14 protein-coding genes, 2 tRNA genes and 1 pseudogene are annotated in these 16,540 nt (G+C 55.2%); 11 read left to right on the top strand and 6 right to left on the bottom strand.

The genetic code is table 11. From position 1 onward, the window contains the following. Position 1: 1 nt before the first annotated feature. The 3 genes from QEP11_RS06360 to scpA all read right to left on the bottom strand — a co-directional run bounded on the left by QEP11_RS06360 (position 2) and on the right by scpA (position 4,901). On the bottom strand, positions 2-1,540 hold the full coding sequence (locus QEP11_RS06360; protein WP_284335805.1) for an acyl-CoA carboxylase subunit beta: 1,539 nt from the start codon (positions 1,538-1,540) through the stop codon (positions 2-4). 81 nt (positions 1,541-1,621) lie between these two features. Beyond that, positions 1,622-2,665, bottom strand: coding sequence for a methylmalonyl Co-A mutase-associated GTPase MeaB (meaB, locus tag QEP11_RS06355; RefSeq protein ID WP_284335804.1), 1,044 nt, complete (start codon positions 2,663-2,665; stop codon positions 1,622-1,624). Positions 2,666-2,693: 28 nt separating this feature from the next. After that, on the bottom strand, positions 2,694-4,901 hold the full coding sequence (scpA, locus tag QEP11_RS06350) for a methylmalonyl-CoA mutase (RefSeq protein WP_413788688.1): 2,208 nt from the start codon (positions 4,899-4,901) through the stop codon (positions 2,694-2,696). A gap of 104 nt (positions 4,902-5,005) precedes the next feature. Between scpA and QEP11_RS06345 the strand changes: the two genes are divergently transcribed. The 4 genes and pseudogenes from QEP11_RS06345 (at position 5,006) to QEP11_RS06335 (ending at position 9,046) form a co-directional block, all read left to right on the top strand. Continuing rightward, positions 5,006-5,653, top strand: a complete 648-nt coding sequence (locus tag QEP11_RS06345; RefSeq protein WP_284335803.1) for a GntR family transcriptional regulator — start codon at positions 5,006-5,008, stop codon at positions 5,651-5,653. 281 nt (positions 5,654-5,934) lie between these two features. Next, a pseudogene (locus QEP11_RS18995) lies at positions 5,935-6,168 on the top strand (MHYT domain-containing protein); the annotation flags it as partial. Positions 6,169-6,402: 234 nt separating this feature from the next. Further along, positions 6,403-7,860, top strand: a complete 1,458-nt coding sequence (locus QEP11_RS06340) for a PAS domain-containing protein (RefSeq protein WP_284335802.1) — start codon at positions 6,403-6,405, stop codon at positions 7,858-7,860. Positions 7,861-8,050: 190 nt separating this feature from the next. Beyond that, a complete protein-coding gene (locus tag QEP11_RS06335) occupies positions 8,051-9,046 on the top strand; it encodes a tyrosine-type recombinase/integrase (RefSeq protein WP_284335801.1) in 996 nt (331 codons plus the stop codon). Between the two features lie 100 nt (positions 9,047-9,146). On the opposite strand, the gene QEP11_RS06330 is transcribed toward QEP11_RS06335, so the two are convergent. Then, on the bottom strand, positions 9,147-10,499 hold the full coding sequence (locus tag QEP11_RS06330; RefSeq protein WP_284335800.1) for an alanine/glycine:cation symporter family protein: 1,353 nt from the start codon (positions 10,497-10,499) through the stop codon (positions 9,147-9,149). Between the two features lie 178 nt (positions 10,500-10,677). Between QEP11_RS06330 and QEP11_RS06325 the strand changes: the two genes are divergently transcribed. From QEP11_RS06325 to QEP11_RS06295, 7 genes are all read left to right on the top strand, one after another. Next, positions 10,678-11,478 (top strand): glutamine amidotransferase, encoded by an 801-nt coding sequence (locus QEP11_RS06325; protein WP_284335799.1) that lies wholly within the window; start codon positions 10,678-10,680, stop codon positions 11,476-11,478. Positions 11,479-11,549: 71 nt separating this feature from the next. Then, positions 11,550-11,807: a GlsB/YeaQ/YmgE family stress response membrane protein gene (locus QEP11_RS06320; RefSeq protein WP_284335798.1), complete on the top strand. Its 258-nt coding sequence runs from the start codon at positions 11,550-11,552 to the stop codon at positions 11,805-11,807. Between the two features lie 12 nt (positions 11,808-11,819). Then, positions 11,820-12,356 carry a hypothetical protein gene (locus QEP11_RS06315; RefSeq protein WP_349816753.1) on the top strand — a complete coding sequence of 179 codons (537 nt, stop codon included), beginning with the start codon at positions 11,820-11,822 and terminating at the stop codon, positions 12,354-12,356. A 119-nt stretch (positions 12,357-12,475) separates the two neighbouring features. Next, on the top strand, positions 12,476-12,946 hold the full coding sequence (locus QEP11_RS06310; protein WP_284335797.1) for an EVE domain-containing protein: 471 nt from the start codon (positions 12,476-12,478) through the stop codon (positions 12,944-12,946). A gap of 15 nt (positions 12,947-12,961) precedes the next feature. Next, positions 12,962-13,696, top strand: a complete 735-nt coding sequence (locus QEP11_RS06305; RefSeq protein ID WP_284335796.1) for a hypothetical protein — start codon at positions 12,962-12,964, stop codon at positions 13,694-13,696. Positions 13,697-13,790: 94 nt separating this feature from the next. Beyond that, positions 13,791-15,737 carry a UvrD-helicase domain-containing protein gene (locus tag QEP11_RS06300; RefSeq protein ID WP_284335795.1) on the top strand — a complete coding sequence of 649 codons (1,947 nt, stop codon included), beginning with the start codon at positions 13,791-13,793 and terminating at the stop codon, positions 15,735-15,737. Between the two features lie 54 nt (positions 15,738-15,791). After that, entirely contained in the window at positions 15,792-16,106 is a 315-nt protein-coding gene (locus QEP11_RS06295; protein ID WP_284335794.1) for a DUF2322 family protein, read from the top strand. A 94-nt stretch (positions 16,107-16,200) separates the two neighbouring features. Here the strand turns inward: QEP11_RS06295 and QEP11_RS06290 are convergent. Next, a tRNA-Gln gene (locus tag QEP11_RS06290) sits at positions 16,201-16,277 on the bottom strand. 41 nt (positions 16,278-16,318) lie between these two features. Beyond that, positions 16,319-16,395: transfer RNA gene (locus QEP11_RS06285), tRNA-Gln, on the bottom strand. Between the last annotated feature and the right edge of the window lie 145 nt (positions 16,396-16,540).

Raw genomic sequence — 16,540 nt, 5'->3', positions numbered from 1 at the left:
CTTACAGCGGAATGTTGCCGTGCTTGCGCCATGGGTTCTCGAGCTGCTTATTCTTGAGCATTTCCAAAGAACGGCAGATGCGCTTGCGCGTTTCGTGCGGCTGAATCACATCGTCGATAAAGCCACGGGCACCGGCCACAAACGGATTTGCAAAGCGGGCCTTGTATTCGGCTTCACGAGCCGCCAGTTTCTCGGGGTCGTTTTTGTCTTCACGGAAGATGATTTCCACCGCGCCCTTGGCGCCCATCACGGCAATTTCAGCATGTGGCCAGGCCAGGTTCACGTCGCCGCGCAGGTGTTTGGACGCCATCACGTCATAAGCGCCACCGTAGGCCTTGCGGGTAATCACGGTAATCTTCGGCACCGTGCATTCAGCGTATGCGTACAAGAGCTTGGCACCGTGCTTGATGATGCCGCCGTACTCTTGCGATGTGCCAGGCATAAAGCCTGGTACGTCGACAAAGGTGATGACGGGAATGTTGAAGGCATCACAAAAGCGCACAAAACGCGCGGCCTTGATGGAACTCTTGATATCCAGGCAGCCCGCCAGCACCAGCGGCTGGTTGGCCACGATGCCCACGGTCTGGCCTGCCATGCGGGCGAAGCCAATGATGATGTTTTTGGCGTAGTCAGGCTGCAACTCGAAGAAATCGCCGTCGTCCACGGTCTTGAGAATCAGCTCCTTCATGTCGTAGGGCTTGTTGGCGTTCTCGGGCACAAGGCTGTCCAGCGACATATCGGCGCGATCTGCACGGTCGGTCGTTGCACGCACCGGTGCCTTTTCCTTGTTGTTCAGCGGCAGATAGTTGTACAGACGACGCAGCATCATCAACGCTTCAACATCGTTGTCGAAGGCCATGTCGGCCACACCGCTCTTGCTGGTGTGGGTGACGGCTCCACCAAGTTCTTCGGCGGTGACTTCTTCATGCGTCACCGTCTTGACCACCTCTGGGCCGGTCACAAACATATAGGAGCTGTCCTTGACCATGAAGATGAAGTCGGTCATGGCAGGCGAGTACACCGCACCACCTGCGCAAGGCCCCATGATCATGGAGATTTGCGGCACAACACCCGATGCCAGCACGTTCTTTTGGAAAACGTCGGCATAGCCACCCAAACTTGCAACGCCTTCTTGAATGCGCGCACCACCGGAATCATTCAACCCAATGACAGGTGCCCCGACCTTCATGGCTTGGTCCATCACCTTGCAGATCTTCTCTGCATGCGTCTCGGACAGCGCACCACCAAACACGGTGAAGTCCTGGCTGAACACGAACACCAAGCGGCCATTGATCATGCCGTAGCCGGTTACCACACCATCGCCAGGAATTTTGGTCTCTTCCATGCCGAAGTCGGTGCAGCGATGCTCGACGAACATATCCCACTCTTCAAACGAGCCGTCATCGAGCAGCAACTCGATACGCTCACGGGCAGTCAGCTTCCCTTTTTTGTGTTGCGCATCAATGCGCTTTTGACCACCGCCCAAGCGTGCCAGATCTCTTTTGGCGTCGAGCTGGGCAAGGATGTTGTTGTGTTCCATATGTCTTCCTCAGATGCTCTTTAAATAGAGTGGGTAACTTAGTAAATCATGTAATGTCGATTGATGGATCCAGTTGGAATTTCAGCCCCTGGACTCATCATTGCTGGCGCAAACAGGCGGACCCAAATGCGCAGCCAGCAACTGCCTTGCTGCGGTGCTCGCTGGCAGAACGCCTTGCGCAACATCAGTTTGGAATCGAGGGAGTAAGGCTTTAACCTGCGGATGCTGCTTGAACGCTTGTTTGAGTCCTGCATCGATACGTTCCCACATCCATGCCAGCGACTGCTGTTCACGGCGCAAAGCAAGGCGCCCATTGCCTGTTTGTGTTTGTTGAAAGCTTTGAACCAGCTCCCAGAAACGGTCCACACCCTGGGCTTTCAAGGCACTGAGCTGCAGCACCTTGGGCTGCCACAACAGCTCGTTATGGCTGGCATGCTCTGGATTTCCGTGCATGCCCAGCAAACGCAAACTTGAAGTGATCTGCGCCTCCGCTCTGGTCGCCGCGTTCGGATCAATATCCGCTTTGTTGATCAGCACCAGGTCTGCGCGCTCCATCACACCCTTTTTGATGGCTTGCAAATCGTCGCCCGCATTGGGCAGCTGCAGCACGCAATACATATCGGTCATGCCATGCACTGCGATTTCGCTCTGCCCTACGCCTACAGTCTCCACGATCACCACGTCGTAGCCCGCAGCTTCACAAACCAGCATGGCTTCACGTGTTTTCTCCGCAACCCCGCCCAATGTGCCACTGGAAGGACTGGGGCGAATATAGGCATGAGGGTTGACCGATAGCTGCTCCATGCGGGTCTTGTCCCCAAGGATGGAGCCGCCGGAGACCGTGGAAGAAGGATCAATCGCCAGCACGGCCACCCTGTGACCGCGCTCAGTGAGATACAAACCCAGCGCTTCAATGAATGTGGATTTGCCCACTCCCGGCACACCGCTGATACCCAGACGCAAGGCTTTGCCCGTGTGTGGCAGCAGGTTTGTCAGCAAGACATCGGCCTGCTCGCGGTGATCGCTGCGCGACGACTCCAGCAAGGTGATGGCCTTGGCCATCGCTCGGCGTTGCACTGCAGCGTTGCCGTGCAAGATGCCTGCTTGTATTTGCTCTGGACTCAAAACATCCTCTTGATCAATGCATGCCTGCTTAGAGCGATGCCGCCTTTTTGATGTTCTCCAGCACATCTTTGGCGCTGGCAGGGATGGGCGTACCAGGGCCGTACACGCCCTTCACCCCCGACTGGAACAGGAAGTCGTAATCCTGCGCAGGCACCACACCGCCAACAAACACGATGATGTCATCGGCACCTTGTTTTTTCAGCTCTTCAATGATGGCGGGCACAAGGGTTTTATGACCTGCCGCCAGCGTGGAGACACCCACGGCATGCACGTCATTTTCAATGGCCTGGCGTGCGCATTCTTCCGGAGTCTGGAACAGTGGGCCCATGTCCACGTCAAAACCCAGATCAGCAAAGGCTGTGGCCACGACTTTAGCGCCGCGGTCATGGCCGTCCTGCCCCAGTTTGGCAATCATCACGCGAGGACGACGGCCCAGTTGCTCCGCTGCTGCGTTGATTTCTCCCTTGAGTTTTTCCCAACCATCTGCAGAGTCATAAGCAGCAGCGTACACACCAGTCACCTTTTGGGTATCCGCGCGATGGCGGCCAAAAACTTTTTCCAACGCGTCCGACACTTCACCCACTGTCGCACGCAAACGGATCGCCTTGATGGACAAGTCCAGCAGATTGCCCTCACCGCTTTCTGCGGCTGCGGTCAGTGCATCCAGAGCCTGCTGCACCTTGGCAGCATCGCGCTGCTGCTTGATGCTGTTCAAACGGGCGATCTGGCTTTCGCGGACCTTGACGTTGTCAATTTCCAGAATATCAACAGCGTCTTCCTTGGCCAGCTTATATTTGTTAACCCCCACGATGACTTCCTTGCCGGAGTCGATGCGGGCCTGCTTTTCTGCTGCAGCCGCTTCGATCTTGAGCTTGGCCCAGCCGCTGTCCACTGCCGCGGTCATGCCACCCATCGCATCCACTTCTTCGATGATGGCCCAGGCCTTGTCAGCCATGTCCTGGGTCAGCTTTTCCATCATGTAAGAGCCTGCCCAAGGGTCGATCACGTTGGTGATGTGAGTTTCTTCCTGAATGATCAGCTGTGTATTGCGTGCGATACGGGCCGAAAATTCGGTGGGCAAGGCAATGGCTTCGTCCAGCGCATTGGTGTGCAGCGATTGCGTACCGCCAAACACAGCAGCCATGGCCTCAATGGTGGTACGAACCACGTTGTTGTACGGATCTTGCTCCGTCAAGCTCCAACCCGAAGTCTGGCTGTGTGTGCGCAACATCAGGCTCTTTGGGTTCTTGGCATTGAATCCCTTCATGATGCGGCACCACAGCAGGCGCGCAGCGCGCATCTTGGCAATTTCAAGATAGAAATTCATGCCTACTGCCCAGAAGAAGGACAGACGCCCGGCAAAAGCATCCACATCCATGCCCTTGGCAATCGCAGTCTTCACATATTCCTTGCCGTCTGCCAGCGTAAACGCCATCTCCAGCGCCTGATTGGCGCCTGCTTCTTGCATGTGGTAGCCCGAGATCGAGATCGAGTTGAACTTGGGCATGTGATTGCTTGTGTACTCGATGATGTCGCCAATGATGCGCATCGATGGCTTGGGCGGATAGATATAGGTGTTGCGCACCATGAACTCTTTCAGAATGTCGTTCTGAATGGTTCCGGAGAGCTTGTCTTGTGATACGCCCTGCTCTTCAGCAGCTACCACATAGCCAGCCAGCACGGGCAGCACTGCGCCGTTCATGGTCATGGAAACAGACACCTTGTCCAGCGGGATCTGGTCAAACAGTATCTTCATGTCCTCGACCGAGTCAATCGCCACACCAGCCTTGCCCACGTCACCCGTCACACGGGGATGGTCGGAGTCATAACCACGGTGCGTGGCCAGGTCAAACGCGACTGAAACGCCTTGACCACCCGCAGCCAAAGCCTTGCGGTAGAAGGCGTTGGATTCTTCGGCAGTGGAAAAGCCCGCATATTGGCGGATCGTCCAGGGACGCCCTGCATACATCGTGCTTTGAGGCCCACGGATATAAGGCTCAAAACCAGGCAGAGTATTGGTATAGGGAAGATCTTGCGTATCTTCCGCGGTATACAGGGGCTTGACGGTAATACCGTCTGGAGTTGTCCAGTTGAGGTTGTTGATGTCTCCACCTGGAGCTGTCTTGGCCGAGGCCTTCTCCCAATCTGCCACGCTGGCTGTACGAAATTCTTCTGTTTTTGTGGCCGCTGTCTGGCCCTGCTTTGCATCGATGCCCATGGCTCCAACCGTCTCCATTGTGGTCTTCTGCTGGAAAACGCCAGTTGTCCAGCACGTGTTGTGATTCATAATTATGAATACATAACTACCGGACCCTACCTAGGGTTAGTACTAGGACACTAATGACGGATACGACCGCCCTTTTTGCCCCCAAACCTTTGTATGTAGAGGTTGCAGAGCTCATTCGCCAACGTATATACAACCGTGAGCTGGAGCCCGGAAGCTGGATTGACGAAATGAAAATGGTGGAGGAGTTTGGCATCAGCCGCACTCCATTGCGCGAAGCACTCAAGGTTTTAGCCGCTGAAGGCTTGGTCACTATGAAAGTGCGCCGAGGTGCATATGTCACCGAGGTCTCGGAGCAAGACTTGCGTGATGTTTATCACTTGCTCTCCTTGCTGGAAAGCGATGCTGCCGCAGTTGTTGCAGAAAAAGCCACTGATTCTGATCTGCAGGCCCTGAAAACCATGCACCAGCAGCTGGAAGCTGCCGTTCATGATGCCAACCTCTTCTTTCAGCTTAATGAGCAGTTCCATTTGCAACTGCTCAAGCTGTGCAACAACCGTTTTCTGACCCAAACGGTCGCAGACCTGCGCAAAGTCATGAAACTGAACCGTCATCAATCCTTGTTCCGTCAAGGCCGTATTGAAGACAGTCTCAGGGAACATTCCGACATCATGCGCTGCATCTGTGCACGTGATGCGGAGTCTGCACGTCGCGCTGTTCAAGAACACTTCCGCAATGGACTACAAGCAGCAGCAGCGCAGTGAAACCCTCTCGGCACTACTCCTCTAGACAAATCGGACAAATATAAAAAGAATTCACAAATGTTGCGAATTGTGTCGTTGGCAATTGTCAAGGGGTCTTGTCTACGTCATGTAATGTAGATTCACAAACAAACGACGTTCGCTTTCCAAAGGAAATCAACGTGTTAACTCCAATTGTTTTTGACAATTCGACTGTGGCGCATCTCAGCCAGGTTCACCACAACAGTCGCTTGGTGGCACTTTCTTTACTACTGGCTCTCACCAGTAGTTGTGCTGCATTCCTCATGGCACACATCAACCGCCAAGCAGCGGCACTGAGTCACAGGCGAGTTTCCTTGCTGTGTTCAAGCCTGGTCTTAGGCTTGGGCATCTGGTCCATGCACTTCATCGGCATGCTGGCCATGGATCGCCCTCCACCTATTAGCTATAGCCTGCTAGGAACAGGTGTTTCTATTGCTAGCGGCATTGGGACTGCCTGGTTTGCCTTGTGGTCTTTGCAGCAACAGCCCCTTTCCAATCAAAGAATTGTTAGCAGCAGCCTGCTGGTAAGCCTTGGTCTTACCGCCATGCACTACATAGGTATTGCTTCTATGCCGCTGCCGGATAAGGTCGCCTTTCAGTTTCCGTGGGCCTTTGCATCATTTGCAGCAGGGTTGGCATTTGTTCTTGGTGCGTTCATGACACAACGGTGGATATGCCACCGCAAGGCAGCAACAACGCGGTGGTACCAGCGGTGCTTGCCGGCGTTGCTGATGACAGCTGCCATTTCAAGCATGCACTACGGCTCCATGCACGCACTGCGCATTGCAGAGAATTCGCCACCGGGCAATACATCTGCTGTACATGGTCTGTACATCAACGACAACCACACATTGGCATTGCTCATTGCAGCTCTGGCTCTGGGTTTGTTCCTGGTCCTGGGGCTGCTCAATGCCATCCTTCGATATCGCGATTTGTGGCGAGCCGTTTCTGTGCGTGATGCGCGCTTGAATGCCACAGTCGAAACTGCTGCAGACGGCGTTATCACCATCGATGAAAAAGGCATTGTTCAAGATTTCAACGCTGCGGCACAACGCATCTTCGGTTATTCCAGAGACGAAGTCATTGGTCACAACATCTCCATGCTCATGCCCTCTCCACTGGCTGAGCAGCACAATGGACATCTGCTCAAACACATTGGCCAGCCCAACAAGCCTATTACTGTCAATGGTCGCGAAGTGGTGGGCCTGCGAAAAGACGGACGCCACGTGCCGCTGCAAATGACCATCGGCAAGGCATTGACCGCTTCCGGCACGCTCTTTGTGGGCTTTTTACAAGACATTTCCGAGCGCAAGCGCACCGACGCGCAATTGCGCATTGCCGCCAGCGTGTTTCAACATGTCAAAGAAGGTGTGGCCATCGTTGATGCCAATCACAACATTTCTGATGTAAACCCTGCTTTCGAGCGAATGATGGAGAAATCTCGTGAGCAGTGCATTGGCGTGGGTCTGGAATCATTTTATGAAGATGCCGACGGCTCGGAGGACATGAGCAAGCTGTGGCAAACCGTTGCCACGCAGCATTACTGGCAACACGAGATCATGTTGATGCGCAGCAACCGCACGATGTGGATGCAGCGCCTGTCGATTTCTGCAGTACTGAATGAGTTCCAGCGCCCCCACCACTTTATTGCAGTCATCAGTGATGTCAGTGTACGCACCGAGCCTGACCTCACGCTTTTGCATACTGAGCTGCATGACAGAGAAACCAGTCTGCCCTCCGAGAAACTGTTTATGGACCGTTTGAGCAATAGCTTGCTGACAGCGCGCCAAAAATCCAATCATGTCGGCGTGGCCATAATCCAGCTCATTCCATATCCAACACCTGCCTCGCAGCCGAAGGTACACAACTACGGCAGCGTACTTCGACAGCTTTCACAGCTGCTTCAGCATCAACTACGCAGTACAGACACACTGGCACGCATTGGCGAAGACCAGCTGGCACTGCTGCTGCTAGGCATCAAAGATGCCCAATCGTTTGGTGCAAGGATGCAGGCCCTGTCTGAATCCATCCGTGCAGCACAGGTGAACTACGACAAATTCGAAATCAAAGAATTGAAGCTCGGCTTTATCTCTACCTTGCAATTCAGAGGCTCCGCCACAGAACTGATGGAACTTGCCGTGGAAGAACTCTCAGCAACAGGTTCCAGCTTCAATTCCTTGCTACATTAAGAGTTGCTAACACTACCCAGCAAACCGAAGGTTTGCGATTGAGACGAGGCGCGAAGCCGCAGGCAGTACTGGCGTACGACAAGGCGAAGCAACAACGTATCAATAGTTGTATTAGCGGGTCTAAATGAATGAATCCGTTGTGTAAGCTCTGCACTGACCTAACTTTTTCCAAGCTTTGCAGACCTTTTGTATGGAAGATTCTTCAGCGGCCTCGATTTCAGTCATGCGTGGAGACAATGCCTACCAGCATTGGTTGCTCACCTGTGGCCAGAATCCTTGGGAACCATTAAGCCCGGATGCCGCCAAACCCTACGGCTTTATATGGCAGTCCTGGCTACGTTTTCTGGCAGGCGGTAATGTAGACGGCGATCCCCATGCGTGGGCCCAGGCCACGCCGCAACAAGTACTGGCCTTCATCAACCTCGGTCCGCAAAGCCCCAAGCGCAGCCAACCCAGTGACATCACCCGCCGACGTTATTGGCGCGTGCTCGATCGAGTGTATGACCATGCCCTTCTGCACCACTGGGTGTCCAGCAACCCTGCGCAAGGACTGACTGCGCAAGATTTGCCCCCCAGCGAGGATCCCAAAGGAGCTATTTTGTCGCCCCGTATGTGGCGCGCGCTGGAGCGGCAATTACCTGCTCCGGATGACCTCATCAGCTGCCGTGACCGCGCTGTGCTCATGCTGCTGATGGAGCTAGGGCTAACGCCCGAAGAAGTGCGTTTTTTGGAAATGGGAAACTTGCGCTGGACTGAAGATGCGCCCCAAAAGATCGAAGCAATCCAGGTAGTTGGAGCACGTGACAAGCAAAGCCGCACCCTCCCCGTTTCAGACAAGTTATTCGCGGCATTGCGCTACTGGCTACAAGCGCGAGCTGGTTACCACGCCATGCAAGGACAGAGCGCCTTGTTTTGCACGCGCAAAGCACCACAGTTGTCCAACCACACTTTGCTGCACCTGGTCACCAAGACACTCAGACAAGCTGCGTTGGCTGCCAAGCTGCCAGAGCCTGCACGCATGGGGCCCCAGGTGCTGCGCAACACCGTCTTGGTGCAGTGGATAGAGGCTGGTTGCAGCGTGGATGAGGTACTTGAGCGCGCTGGCATGAAAAGCCCCAATGCATTGCAGCACTTGCGTGCTTACTTCTCGGATGATGTGAACTTGGCGCCCAGGCCCGGCGCATAAAAAGCGCTGAGGCCTGCCACTGCTTGACTCTCTTTCCGAGAGATATGCCAAGTTTAGACAGCGCCAACAGCGCTCTTGATGTGAAGATGGTGGATTTACCTCAAGCCCGTTTTTTGGCCTCAAAGTAATCTTTCGTCAACTTGGCAATCACAGGTGAGAGCAGCAGCAGCGAAATCAGATTGGGAATGGCCATCAGCGCATTCAGGGTATCTGCTACCAGCCACGCCACATCCAGTGTGACAACAGCCCCCACAAACACGCCCAGCACCCACAGAATCCGGAATGGCTTTTCGCAAACGGGGCCAACCAGATAGTTCCAGCATTTCTCTCCGTAATAGGCCCAGCCTAGGATGGTGGTGAAAGCAAACAGCGCCAGGGAAACTGCCAGGAAATACTTGCCAATACCTGGCATGGCCGCCTCAAAGCTTTGCGTACTCAAAATAGCCCCGCTGGCACCACTGTTCCACACGCCGCTGACCACAATTGCCAGACCCGTCATGGTGCACACGATGATGGTGTCGATAAAGGTTCCCATCATGCCGACAATGCCTGAGAACACGGGGTCTTTGCTCTTGCCTGCGGCCTGCGCAATCCCTGCAGTGCCCAAACCGGCTTCGTTAGAGAAAATACCACGTGCCACGCCCATGCGAATGGCCATCAACACAGTCGATCCGGCAAAGCCACCCACCGCTGCGGTAGGGTTGAAAGCTTGCTCAAAAATCAGTGCAAAGGCTGCCGGAATCTGTTCATAGAACGATGCCAGCACCCATAACACGCACAAGATATACACCACGCACATTGATGGCACGAGCTTTTCGGCCACGGCGCCAATGCGTTTGATCCCGCCCAGCACCACCGCGGCCGTCAAGGCTGCAATCACCAAACCAGTGATCCATGTTTCCAGACCAAACGCACCTTCAATGGCCGAGGAAATACCGTTGGCCTGCACCATGGCACCAATACCAAAGCCACCCAAACCACCAAACAGCGCAAACGCAGTGGCAAGCCAGCGCCACTTGGGGGACAGCCCGTTCTTGATCGCGTACATGGGTCCACCCACCCACTGCCCGTTGGCGTTCTTTTCCCGGTACTTCACAGCAACCACAACCTCAGCATATTTGGTGGCCATGCCCACCAGCGCTGTCATCCACATCCAGAAAACAGCACCTGGGCCACCCACCGCGATCGCCGTCGCAACCCCGGCAATATTGCCAGTACCTACGGTGGCAGACAGCGCTGTCATCAAGGCTGCATAAGGAGAAATATCACCATGGGCTTTGTCATCTACGGAGCGGCTTTTCCAGATCATGCGAAAGCCATAGCCAATGTTGCGCAATGGCATGAAGCCCAGGCGTAATTGCAAATAAAAGCCTGTTCCCAAGATGAGCACGATCATTGGGACGCCCCAGACCAATCCGTTCAGATCCTGGAGCCATTCTGTGAGTTGTTGCATACCGTATTTTTCTTGAGTTTCCGAGGCAGGAGCCAGACAGCACTCCCAACCGCAAGGGCGACATTCTCCTCCTGCCATGCGGGTCGTGCACAGCAACATGTACTTTCACCCTTCAACGCCTGTTGTGTGGCGCATAAATTGCTTGTTTTTCTGCATAGTTTTTATACAGAAAAATGACATGAGCCCTCTATACATTGTCAAAACTGGCAGCACCTTCCCCGACGTTGCACGTCAGCAGGGAGATTTTGAACAGTGGATTGCGGCGGGCCTGGGCGCACCACAGAATGCACCAACACAGCCCTCTGCTGTGATCGTACTGGATGCGCCGTCATCTCCAGCCTACCCCGCTGCGCAACACTGCTTGGCCGTAGTGATCAGTGGATCCCACGCCATGGTTACCGACAATGAGCCCTGGATGCAGGCTCTGGAACACTGGCTCCATGAAGTCTGCATGGCAGGCGTTCCTGTGCTCGGCATCTGCTTCGGTCATCAGCTACTGGCCAAAACCCTGGGCGGTCATGTCAGCGAACACCCTACAGGACTGGAAATTGGGACTGTAGCTGTGGAGCTTCAGGCAGATGTATCGCAGGACCCGGTCTGGCAGCACATGCCCAGATGCTTTGATGCGCAGATTGTGCACTATCAAAGTGTGCGTCGACTACCGCAGCAGGCATGCCTGTTGGCAGCCAACGCGCATGAACCACACCATGCTTTTCGTTGGCGCGACAACGTATGGGGCGTGCAGTTTCACCCAGAGTTCAGCCCTGCAGCCATGCAGGCATATATTGATCATGTCGTGCTTGATCAGCATAGCCATGGTGCAACCCAGGCGTCGGCTACACCGCTTCGGTGCGCCCCCACACCCGACGCTGCCAAATTGCTGCGCCAATTCATGCTCCATGCTCTGCATCGCACACAGCAGCTAGACTCATCCAGCACCCAAAGCAAAAGCAGTCAGACTTTTATCAGCGCCGATTAAAGCTTCTGTCCGACGTACAGCACTTGCCGCCCCTTCTAGAGTTGCACCATCACATTTTTGGAGGAATACAAATGTTTTCACTGCTGGGTACTTTGCTGGTCGGTTTGGTCGTTGGTCTGATTGCCCGGGCGCTCAAGCCAGGCGATGACAGCATGGGCTGGATCATGACCATCGTTCTAGGTATCGTAGGCTCTTTCCTTGCAAGCTATGCAGGTTCGGCCATGGGCTTTTATCCAGAGGGCAGCAGTGCTGGCTGGATTGCATCCATCATTGGCGCCATCGTGGTTCTGTTCATCTACAACTTGGTGCGCAGCAAAACCAACTCCTAAAGCCCTTCGCCTATGAAAATTCGCGACATGCACAATGCCCCATCCATGGGGCATATGCCCAAAACCCCCGAAGACCTGCAACAAGCCATAGCGCGCAGCCGCGCCAAGCTGCACAAACGCGCACTCGTCGCCGGTGCTGCCAGTGCGGTGCCGATTCCTGGATTGGACTGGGCCGTGGATGCCGCCATTCTGTCCAAGCTGCTGCCCGACATCAGTGAGGAATTCGGCTTGTCTCCCGAGCAAATAGATGCGCTCGACCCCACAGTGCGCGAGCAGGTGCAAAAAGCAGTGTCGGTGGTTGGCTCCGTCTTTATTGGCAAGCTGCTGACCAGACAGATGATTTTGCGCATTGCCCGTACCGTGGGTGCCCGCATGGGCGCCAAGCAATTCGCCAAATTCATCCCCTTTGCAGGGCAAGCCATTGCCGCAGCGGTAGGCTACGGGGCTTTGCGCTATCTTGGTCAACGCCATATCAATGACTGCGCTCGCGTGGTTGAACAGGCACTTTCGCTGCACTCCGGCATCGTCACCCCTACAAGTGATCGATAGACCGCTGGTGCTCGGGCCACCGCTGCAGCGCAGCTTCATCAAGACCTGCCAGACAATGTTTGCGCAGGTCTTTTTTTGGATTGCTGCTGATGAACAAGCTGGAATGCTTAAATACTGCAATGACCAGTCCTCAATACTGGCTCATGAAAAATGAGCCCGATGCATACTCGATTGACCACGCGCTCAACGCGCCAGACCGGCTCATGCCATGGACCGGCGTGCGCAATTACCAGGCGCGCAACTTCATGCGCGACCAGATGCAAGAGGGCGATGGCGTGCTGTATTGGCACTCCAGCTGCACAGAACCTGGCATTCATGGCATTGCGCGCATAGCCGGTAACTTGCGTGTGGACCCTACCCAGTTCGATCCGGCAGACGCCTACTACGACCCCAAGTCTTCGCCAGACAAACCACGCTGGTTATTGGTGGATGTTCAGGCTGTCAAAAAAACGCGCTACGTGTCGATTGTCGAACTGCGCGAACACACGGCTTTGCAGAATATGCGCGTGCTCCAACGTGGCAACAGGCTGTCGATCACACCCGTCACACCCGAGGAATGGCACTACATCATGGATGTCATTCTGAAATGAGCAAGAAAGAGCCCTATGCGCGGAATGTTTGATTTCAGCTCCTGGTCATCCATCGCCACCACGGTGTTGGGTCTGCTGTTGATGACGCTCATGATGATGGGCGTGCGCCTGCTTTTCATGCAGACTATCCAGAAGCGCCGTGAACGTGAGAACCGCCAGATCAATGAACGTCTGCGCACCTTGATTGCTGCCTACAAAACTCTGGGCGGCTCATTCACGGGCAATCTCACCGTCAGCCCCGTCCACCTGCGTGAAGCACGCGCCATGACCCAAGCTGGTGAACGTGCGGAAGAGTCAGGCGTTGAAGGCCTGGAACCCGATGAAGACGATGACAGCCCGGTCGTTGGCGGCAACTCCGAGCGCCAGCGCCGTACACGCGACAGCGTGGAGGCTGCGCTGTCCGACATCATCTTGCTGGGCACCGAAGACCAGGTGCGCATGGCCGCACAGGCGGCGCAAGACATGGTGGCAGGCAGACCCGTGCAGACTGCAGCCCTGGTCCATTCGCTGCGCCTGTTTATTCGCGCAGCTTTGTATCTGGAGCCCATCCCTGCAGATGTGGCCATTCCCAACCAGGGTCCTCTGCGCCCAAATAGTGGCAGCGGTGCAGGTATGCGCCGTGGCGCCAATGCGGAAGGCGGTGCTGGCGGCAACCGTGGAGGTGGCGGTGGAGCAAGCGGTGGCGGTGGTGGTGGCGGCATGGGCCTTGGCATCGGTATGGGCCAGCGTCGCCACGAAGATGGCATGTAAGCTTGACTGCTTGCTTCAGTCGTACAGCTTGCCATAGCTGCAACGACTACACTCAAGCTGTGCATACATACAGCCACTCTGTTTAAACAACGCTTTGACTCTCTCTGCCCGCTTCAACGCCTTTGCGACTGACCAAGGTCATCACTTGCTGCTCACTACAGAGCAACAGGCCATTCTCAAAAGCCCTGCAACCTCGGCCATAATTGCGGCATTGGCAGGCACGGGCAAAACCACCACACTGGCTTGCTGTGCCACTCAGGCTCTGCGCCAAAAACCTGAATGCCGCATCCTTGTGCTGGCCTACTCCAAAGCCGGAGTGCAGGCCTTCAGGCACCGCCTGCAGATGCTGCTGCAGCACATTCCCGCCAACATTCACATCACCACGCTGGAGCGTTGGTGCGCGCGCGCATTGCGCCAGCAAGATCCTGCCGTGCGCTTTGTGACAGACCCGCTGGAGCTGCGCAGCCAGGCCAGGCAAGCGCTGCAACTGCTTGAGGCACAGTTGCAGCGCTTGCCTGATCCCCGCATTGAATTGCCCACCGAGGTCGATATGCAGGGCTTTGCGGCCTTCAATCGCGCAGCCAAAAAATCCCTGCTCTTGCAGCGCGTGCGTGAGGAAGACTGTGATCTGGCCGAGTTTTGCGAAAACCACCTGCTCGACTACACCCAGGCGCGTCTTTTTGCAGCCTATGAACGACTGCGCATGGATGACTGTGGTGACATGCGCTACTACGCGGAAGGTGACTGCAGCTATGCCTTGGCACAAGAAGAAGGCCTGCCTTTTTCAGCCCCTTACGACTGGGTGCTGTTCGACGAAATGCACGACCTGGACTTGGCATCATTGAACGTGCTGCGCCACATTCTCAGCCAAAGCCAGGCACGCTTCTTGGGTGCGGGCGACTTCAACCAGCACATTGAAGCGCAGGCGTGGTCGGTCTTCCAAGACAAGCTGCACCAACTCTCGGACTTCCTGCCTCACCCTACAGAAAGCCTGCCCCTGACCCAGTCGCGCCGCTTCGGTCCGCAAATCGCCCAAACCGTCAATCACTGGTTTGACGTTGATATGAAAGCGCCCAGCACGCGCCGCAGCACAGTCACGCAATGGACATACGCTGATGACACACAGTGCATTGACCACTTGCTCCAGGCACAGGCCTCGATTGCACAACACACGCCGCACACTCCGCTGACCATCATTGTGCGCCACGCGCACGATGCCACGGCCATCGAGTTTGCAGTGGACAGAGCTGGCAAAACCGTCAGCCTGCATGGCCTCCAGCCTTTTTACCTGCACCGCGAAATTGCCCTGCTCTTGGGACTGCTCTACACCCACGCCATGCAGGCACCGGATTGGAAAAGCAGCACCTGCACACTGGATCCAAGCATTCTTGAGGCCTTCATTGATGGTGCGCTGTACTTTGGCAAAGGTAGCGTGCAAACCCAAAAAAGCGACCATGAGCTTTCCACCATGGCTGCGCAAATGCATGCCAACCCGCAAATCATGTGGCGCTTTCTGATTGGTGAGCACAGTTTGCAAGGCGGACAACGCAACCTCTCAGCATTTGGCAATTTTTTGGGCCTTCCGCTTGCCCTGCAATCCAACGCCCTTGATTTGCTGGAGCAAGCTGATGTCTGGGGTCTGTTCGCCGCGACGCCGATGCCGCAGGACGATAAAGCACAGCTCAAAGCACGCATTCAAAGCTTCATGAAAGCCATCAGCGGTCTGAGCGTTCCGCAAGTGCTTCAACAGGTGACAGACATGGCACGGCGCACGCAGAAAGCCTTGCGCGCGGGACAGGTTTTTGACTTTCAGCTGCTGAGCATTGAACAAGCCAAAGGACAGGAGTTTGAGTATGTGGCCCTGCCCTTTTTGCAGCCAGGCCGCTTTCCTGCCACCGCGCCCAAAGAAACCGCATTTCTGGAACGCAACCGCCTGTATGTCGCCATGACGCGTGCCAGGCACAAGCTATGGCTGCTCACTCATTGCTCCCACCCAGAAGCACAACTGACACATGAAGCAGCAGCTACCCATCATCGTTAGGCACCCAAAACTGCTGTCGTATCTATCTTTTATTTGACTTTGTGAGTGACTCTCATGGCCTTTGCCGACAACCTGCAACAACTTCCTCCCATCGACCATCTCGCGCAGCTACAACTGCTGGATGCGCAAGGCAACACCGTGGCAAGCATCGCTAACGAACCTGGCAAAACGGGATCATTGCGTATATATGCCGCGCTGGCAGCCAAGCACGGCTGCATCAATGCTGCTGCCGCGCAGGAAGGGTTGGAGCTGTTCGCCGAACACACAGAAACGGCGCGCCTTCACCCTGGCAGCCACCCCAATATTGACCGACTGTTTCAGCTATTGGAGCAAGGTGAAACCTTGAAGGTTCAGCTCATTGCTCGTTAAGCCGTTGATGCCTGCCCCACAGCGGGCAGATAAGATCCGGTAAGGCCAGTACGAAAAAAGCCCAGTCAGAATGTGCTGACTGGGCTTCAAATTTTGGCAGGGGAGGAAGGACTCGAACCCTCGCATGCCGGAATCAAAATCCGGTGCCTTAACCAACTTGGCGACTCCCCTACGACGCTCCAATCAGTGCTTACGCAGATCAGAACTTAATCTGGCAGGGGAGGAAGGACTCGAACCCTCGCATGCCGGAATCAAAATCCGGTGCCTTAACCAACTTGGCGACTCCCCTTGAGAGAAGCCGAGATTATGCATGCAGTTTTTAACGCCTTCGGGGAAAAACGCCATAAAAAACTAAAAATTTTCATCACACGGCCTCGATTGCTTATGTTTTAAGCAAAACTGAGTGCGGCGTTCTATCTGGTTTTGGCCCGCTT

The sequence above is a fragment of the Comamonas halotolerans genome (genome assembly GCF_030162935.1).
GTDB classification, from domain to species: domain Bacteria; phylum Pseudomonadota; class Gammaproteobacteria; order Burkholderiales; family Burkholderiaceae_C; genus Comamonas; species Comamonas halotolerans.
This window is presented reverse-complemented; position numbering and strand designations above follow the sequence as displayed.